3 protein-coding genes and 2 pseudogenes are annotated in these 7247 nt (G+C 58.7%); all 5 read left to right on the top strand.

Features of this window, described 5'->3' with window-relative positions:
- Positions 1-231, top strand: a pseudogene (locus LX81_RS02150) (IS5/IS1182 family transposase); the annotation flags it as partial.
- A gap of 53 nt (positions 232-284) precedes the next feature.
- A pseudogene (locus LX81_RS02145) lies at positions 285-875 on the top strand (GTA baseplate fiber-binding domain-containing protein); the annotation flags it as partial.
- A gap of 10 nt (positions 876-885) precedes the next feature.
- Entirely contained in the window at positions 886-1962 is a 1077-nt protein-coding gene (locus LX81_RS02140) for a DUF2793 domain-containing protein (RefSeq protein WP_111535622.1), read from the top strand.
- A 344-nt stretch (positions 1963-2306) separates the two neighbouring features.
- The gene (locus LX81_RS02135; protein ID WP_111535621.1) at positions 2307-5135 is read left to right on the top strand and encodes a sigma factor-like helix-turn-helix DNA-binding protein; all 2829 of its coding nucleotides are present in this window, start codon (positions 2307-2309) and stop codon (positions 5133-5135) included.
- Between the two features lie 2 nt (positions 5136-5137).
- A complete protein-coding gene (locus LX81_RS02130) occupies positions 5138-7237 on the top strand; it encodes a DEAD/DEAH box helicase family protein (protein WP_111535620.1) in 2100 nt (699 codons plus the stop codon).
- The last annotated feature ends 10 nt before the right edge of the window (positions 7238-7247 follow it).

The raw sequence follows: 7247 nt of genomic DNA, 5'->3' as shown, positions 1-7247 counted from the left end.
AGAAACGAGGCCCTGCGCGCCATCAAACGCTTCGGTCGGACGCTCTGGAGAAGGTGGTCCGGCTACCACCGTCGAAGCCGCGTCGAGACCAAGATGAACTGCATGAAGCTCCTCGGTCAGAAGCTCATGTCCCGCGACTTCGACCGCCAGACCGCCGAACTCCAAGTTCGCATCGCCATCCTCAACCGCTTCACCGCCCTCGGCATCCCCGTCACGCAGCCCGTCGGCTGACCTCAAACGAAGAAAGGGGAAGTCCCTCCGTCAGGAGATTTGCGCAACAAGGCCCCCCGGGCCGGTATCGGCTCACCCGGCTGCTCCGCGGCCAGCGCGGCACGGAAGGCGTCATGGGCAATCCCGCGCCCGCCGGCGCGCGGGTGGTGGTGCTCGACGACAGCCTCGCCTCGCTGCCGATCGCCGAGGCGGACATCGGCATCCCGTGGAACTGGCGCATCGGCCCCGCGAGCCGCCCGGTCAGCGACGAGACCTATGTGGCGCAGGCCTTCACGCCCGCGGGCGCGGGGCTGCGGCCGTTCTCCGTGGCCCATGTCGAGCAGCCGTGGCGCAGGCATCGCGCGCCCGGCGATCTGACGATCCGCTGGACACGCCGGTCGCGCGCGCTCGCGGCCGACAGCTGGGGCGGGCTGGAGGTGCCGCTGGCCGAAGAACACGAAGTCTACGAAGTCGAGATTCTCGACGGCGCCAACGTGAAGCGGGTGCTGAGCACTGCCACCACCAGCGCGGTCTACACGGCCGCCCAGCAGACCGCCGATTGGGGCGGTCCGCTCGGCCCCGGCGACACGCTCGACATTCGCATCTACCAGCTCTCCGCCCTCGTCGGGCGGGGCGCGCCCAAGACCGTCACGCTGATACTCTGAAGGCCATCCCATGTCCGACGCCACGACCCATCTCCTGCTGCCCTACATCCTCGCGGCGCAGGCCCAGAAGCACGTCACCCACAACGAGGCGCTGCGCATCCTCGACGCGCTCGTTCAGCTCTCGGTCCTCGACCGCGATCTGGCAACACCCCCAACGAGCCCCGACGACGGTGACCGCTACATCGTCGCCTCGGGCGCGACGGGCGACTGGGCGGGCTGGGACCTGAACGTCGCGCTTTGGACCGACGGCGCCTGGCTGCGCCTGCCGCCGCGGACCGGCTGGCGGGCGTGGGTCGAGGACGAAGGGCTGCTGCTGGTCTACGACGGCGCGGGCTGGATCGGCACAACCCCGACGGCGTTGCAGAACCTCGCGCTCCTCGGGCTGGGCACGATGGCGGATGCGTCGAACCCGTTCTCGGCCAAGCTGAACGCCGCGCTCTGGACGGCGAAAACCATGGCCGAGGGCGGCACGGGGGATCTGTTCTACACCATGAACAAGGAGGCCGCAGGCGACGATCTCGGGCTGACCCTGCAGACCGACTTCGTCACAAAGGCGCTGGTGGGGCTGTTCGGCTCCGACCGCTTCCGCCTCGCGGTCTCGGCCGACGGCAGTACCTTCTTCGACGGGCTCAGCGTCGACAACGCCACCGGCATCGTCGACCAGCCCCGGCTGCCCCGGTTCAAGGCGTACACGAACTACGACAACTATGTCGGCATCGGCACCTGGACGAAGATCGGCCTCAACAATACCGACTACAACGACCAGGGCTCCTTCGACGCCGCGAACAACCGCTTCGTGGCGCCGGTGGACGGCACCTACCTCTTCGGCGCGACGCTGCTCTACAAGGTCAACGCCAGCACGTCGGCGCGGATGAGCGGGCGGCTCGTGCTGAACGGCGCCACCGAGATCCGCGGCTCTTTCGGAGAGATCAGCGGGGCACACGTCTCGGAGGCGACAGCGCTTTGGCTGCAGACAATGGTCGCGCTCACCGCCGGCGACACCGTTGAACTGCAGGGCAACTTTCGCGCCGCGGACGGCTACTTCGCCGCCGACCAGACGTCCTTCTGGGGCATGAAGATCGGCTGAGCAAGGCACGCCATGGCCTCACAACTGCTGGAGGACGGCTTCTTCCGCATGCCGGCGCACGACTTCGAGGCGATCCTGGCGTTCACTGCCTAGGAAGGTGCTAAGCGCGCGATAATCGATGCCGGACTCACGAGGGGCGAGGGCGAAGTTGACAACGGCCAAATGCGCTCAATGCTGGAGCTTCTGCGGCTCGTGCACCGCACAAGATGCGGTTTGCGTGTGAGACTCTTGCCCAACTGACGCCACGCTGAAGGTTTACGCACAAATCGACGTCAGATAACTTACCGAAGCACAACCCGCGCTGAGAAGGCACGAAGAAATTAAGAGGTAGCAAGTTAGTATCCATGCTGTCAGCCTTCGCCAAGAAATTATCAAGCTTGTTCCAGTTTCCGACATCGTTTTCGAGGCGGGACCCGAGTCCGGCAGCCGTACCAAGTGCAGATCAGCGCAGCGATGAGTCGACGGCTGCGGAGTCGATGCCGCGTTCAGAATCCGGGCTCGACGAGAGGCGCCCTCAGGAGCCAAGCGCTGACTCAAGCCATGTCGAAGAGCCAAGCCGGACAAAGCTGGTTGAAGATAACGACCCCCTCCTGCTGACAAGGCATGCGGAAGCCGTCGACGAGGTCGATCAGGTCACTGTGCAGAACCTGGAAAAGGCTTTGATGGAGGAGCGCCCTGGGAGCAGGGTCTCGGAGGGCAGCTCACGCCTGATGGTCTCGATGGCTCGGCAGGAGACGTTCGAACAACATAGTATCGAGGCGCGCGTAGAGCGCGCACCCGAGCAAGACAGAGTACCAGGCCCACTACCGGAGGTCGCCTCCGCGCTCGAGATCAAGATCAAGGACCTTGTCGCAGAGAGCGAATGCTCCGTGCGTCTTCGCAACGCGATTGGCGGCTCGAAGGAACTTCCTATTAACACTGTGGCCGACTACATGCGTGATCCAGAACAGGCGCGCGTCTATTTCCAAAAACACGTTCAGAACCTCGGCAGAAAGTCTGTCTCCGAGCTGCATAAGCTTGTTGTGGCAGCCTTCGCTTCTGGAGGAATTAGTTTCACGAATAGTGTCCCTTCGGATAGCTCTGCTGAGGAGCTTGACGACAGCGCTGAAAGACAGCGGGCGTATGAGGCCGCGCAGCGCCTCTTCCAGGGGTTACTTTTCCCCGACGAAATCCTGGACCGCTATCCTTCAGTTCGTCTGAAAAATCTACTTCTGAATACGTACTCGGAAGATCCCGTTCCGTTTTCGGAGTTCCTCAGCGCTTTTGGCGATACGCTCCACCATCTGGGAAGCCAAAAGAACTGTGGGCGCAAGTCGCTACAGGAGTTGGCGCGTATCACTGACGACATTGTGGCGGAACGCGTCAAAGCCCTCGGTATCAGAGAAGAGTGTATCCCGATTGTCAGGCAAGTGCTTGAGCAGCGCCCTTTAAGAAAAGAAGAGCTAGCCGCAGTCCTCGCTTTTGAGGCTGTCGACCTTTCCGCGCTGAGTAAGTCAGACCCTGCAGCAGTCTGGGGTGCTTCGATCAGCCAGATCATGCCACGTGTCTTGGCTGAACTCACTGCCCGTGAGCAGGAAGTAATAAAGCGACGTTACGCCCTAGACGGTGGCGAGCCTGAAACACTTGAGCGCATATCCGGTGACTACGGCGTTACACGCGAGCGCATCCGTCAGATCGAAGCAAAAGCTCTGCGCAAGATGCGCAACAAAAAAGTGATGAAGGCGCTTTCCGCAGCCTTAGAGTCGGAAGACACCATCGACCTCATATTTTCTAACCGCAAGATCATTACCGATGAGCAGATAGGTTCTGCTGCAAAAAGCCTTACGCCCGGACAGCGCTTGGCGATCGACATATCTTATGGTGGAGTCAAGCAGTTTCTGGAGAGTGAGAGTGTCCAGACTGAAGCAGGATGGATACTTGAACGCTATATGCTTGAGTTGCCGGAAGAGCCAGAAATCCTTGCGGGCTCGGTTAGGCAGCGTCTAGTCGATGCCGTGTTGAAACAATCCTTGCCAATTCGCGTCTCCAGTGTAGCGGAACACTTTCCCGATCTCACGCTTGACGGGATAAGAGCGGAGCTCGCAGATAGTTTTGATGCGACCATTGAAGATGATCTCATAGCCTCAGCGCCGCGGCTGCCCGCGTCGGCACGATATATTTTAATTCTGCGCAAAGCTGGACACGCACTTCACTGCAAGGAGATAAGGGCGGTCAATCACGAGATTTTCGGCAAAGATGATAGTATTCAGCAAATTGGATCAGTGCTCGGTGGCCTTGAGGAAGTACTTATTGTTGCACGTGGAACTTACGATCTATACGAAAATCTTAGTCTGAGCGAAGAGGATATCGAAGCCATCAGGAATACGGTTTATGACGCTTTGACAGTCCGCGGTGAATTTGTGAGCGTCAAGATCCTTTTCTCAGAGCACTTCCAGGGGACAACGGAGCAATACGGTACCCAGTTTGACTACTATATGCTGCTGGGAATTCTGCAGGACGATGAAAGGTTCGATGTCAGGCGAGGCTTGATGGTCGGCCTGACCAGCTTCTCGTCCGGCCAAGGTTTCTTGGGGCTGAATGAGGAAATCATCGCGGTGCTCTCCGAAGCGGGCCGGGCGCTCTCGCTGGAAGAGATTGCTGAAGCGCTGGAGGGACGGCGCGACACCTTCTTGACTTCGATTGCAACCAGTCTCGATAACTCTCCATTCGCCGTGTCCGTCGGACGCGGACACTATGATCTGACCGACCGAGTGTTCGGAGACGAACAGCGTCAGCAGCAGCTCCACACCAGCTGTTGTCTCGCACTGTCTCCCGGACCAAGGTCTGCACTTGCGCTTGCCGAGCTGATCTCCCCGATCTTCGGGGAGTATCACACGCGCCCGCTCAAGGGCTTTTTGTCAGGGTACAAGGACTTCGAGATCAAAGGAGACGTCCTCCACCTGCGCGAAGAGCCGCCAGAAGTTTCTGCATATCTTGAAGTTCGAGACGTAGCGCTTGATGAGGGGATAGGGACAGACGGTGGTCTAGGAAGGCTGAGGGATTTCCTCGCGCTCCACGGGGCGTCGGACTACACTGATCTGGATCCATACCTGAAACACCCCATTGCCGCAATCAACGATACAAGCAGTGAGGACGAAATCCTCGATAAGCTGCTAGGTGACTTCGGGGTCTGAGCATGAGCCTGAAGGATATTTCTCTACCCTTCTATGTGACGACCAGCGAGCACGATCCCATCGCTGAGTTTTTCGATCCTGTCCTTGAGCGGGCGTTCACCTACGACGTCGCAGTCGGCTATTTCAGTACCGCATGGCTACGGGATGCCGCGCATGGGATGGCAGAGTTTGCTTTGCGCGGCGGAAAGGCGCGCTGGATCATCTCGCCCGAACTCACGGAAGATGACTTCAGGGTGCTCGCCGACAATGGCGCCTGCCGGGAAGAGCGCATTCGAAAAGTTATCTCTCGCTCCTATCACGAACTATTTGCTGGCCTGACCCAGCGTACGCGGGAAGCCTTGGGATGGCTGATTATCGACGAAGTCCTTACCTTCAAGATCGGTATCCCGCGCAACCGGCTTTCGGGCATTATGCACGCGAAGCAGGGGCAGTTCAGCGATGATGAAGGAAACCGCGTTGGGTTTTTGGGCTCATACAATCTGACGGGCGGCGCGCGCACCAATTGGGAGGCTTTTAGCGTCTTTTGCGACTGGTATTCTGAAGAAAGTGAGCAGCGCAACGATGCCATCGAAGCGTCCTTTGGGCGCATGTGGCAGGGCCGAGACCCGAACCTCGCAGTTCACGACCCAAGAGCAGCTGATCTAAGTGCTTTCGTTGAGCAGGCGCGCCGATCGTCTCGGCACTACGATCTCTTTCCCGACGCATCTCCAGAAAAGGAGCCCCAGTCTCCACGTGTCCCGCCGCACTTCTTGAATAACGGCCGGCTTCGCGACTATCAGGAAGAGGGCATCAGGAACTGGTTCAAGAATAACGGCAAAGGGCTTCTTCACATGGCAACAGGCACCGGCAAGACGGTGACTGCACTCACGACCGTGACCCGCCTGAATGACTATGTTACGAAAAAGCAAGCAGAGCTTCTAACCATCATCGCTGTGCCATACCAACACCTCGCCGAGCAGTGGGCCAAGGAGGCCAGAGAGTTCGGGTACGAGCCTGTCCTGTGTTATGGCGGTGTAATGCGCTGGATGAATGAAGCGCAGGGCCTTCTCAACGATCTCCGTGCCAAGGTGAAGCAGCACGGCATGTTGATTGTTGTGAACGCATCTCTGCGTGACAAGCCCTTTCAAGGGCTAATCGAGCAGGCGCCAGGCCATCTGCTTTTCGTCGGTGACGAAATGCACAACCTCGGAGCCCGAAACGCTCTAGCCTCCTTACCTGCGAACGCCAATTTCCGACTTGGACTTTCTGCGACGCCAGATCGCGCCGGCGATGAGGAGGGATCGACCGAGCTCAAGAATTACTTCGGTGAGACCGTACTGGAGTTTGGGCTCGACAAAGCGATTAAGGGCGGATTTCTTTGCCGCTACTTCTACTACCCGGTTCTCGTTCATTTTGATGATGAGGAGCAGCTGGAATATGATGAGCTCTCCCTGCAAATCAGTAAGCTCTTTGCACAAGGAGAAAAGCCTGATGACAAGGACGGCAGCGAGGCTCTCAAGAAACTTCTGATTCGCCGTGCGCGGCTAATCGGCAAAGCGAAAAGCAAGCTCCCTGCGCTGCTCGGCCTGTTGAAGGAGCAGGGGGACGTTCGCCATACGCTGATATATTGCGGCGATAGCAAGGAAGAAGAGAAGAGATATATCGATACAGCTCTTGAGAGGATTGGTTCAGGGCTGGGGCTGCGTGCCAATAAATTCACATCGGAAGAAAGCAACGATGAGCGAAGCCGACTGTTAGATCAATTCGCAGCCGGCGACCTCCAGGTTCTATTGGCTATTCGATGCCTGGACGAGGGTGTAGATGTCCCCATGACGCAAACAGCCTACATCCTTGCCTCTTCAACCAACCCCAAAGAATTCATTCAGCGGCGTGGCCGCGTCTTACGGAGATTTCCAGGTAAGGAACGCGCGTTAATCTATGACTTCATCGTTACACCACGTCCCGAAATCTTGGAGGATAAGGGTGTCTCGAATGTGGAGCGATCCCTCATGCGGCGGGAGCTGGCGAGATTCAATGAGTTTGCGGAACTTGCGGAGAACCACGGAGAGGCGCTGTCGAAGATACGTCTTGTCAAGGAGAAACTCAGGCTTCTTGACTATTAGGCGCGAAAAT

The organism is Palleronia aestuarii, from assembly GCF_003253995.1.
GTDB classification, from domain to species: Bacteria; Pseudomonadota; Alphaproteobacteria; order Rhodobacterales; family Rhodobacteraceae; genus Palleronia; species Palleronia aestuarii.
This window is presented reverse-complemented; position numbering and strand designations above follow the sequence as displayed.

Bases quoted from the DNA above. Each gene is read 5' to 3' on its own strand.
- LX81_RS02130 (WP_111535620.1), top strand. From the start codon at position 5,138: ATGAGCCTGAAGGATATTTCTCTACCCTTCTATGTGACGACCAGCGAG.
- LX81_RS02140 (WP_111535622.1), top strand. From the start codon at position 886: ATGTCCGACGCCACGACCCATCTCCTGCTGCCCTACATCCTCGCGGCG.
- LX81_RS02135 (WP_111535621.1), top strand. From the start codon at position 2,307: ATGCTGTCAGCCTTCGCCAAGAAATTATCAAGCTTGTTCCAGTTTCCG.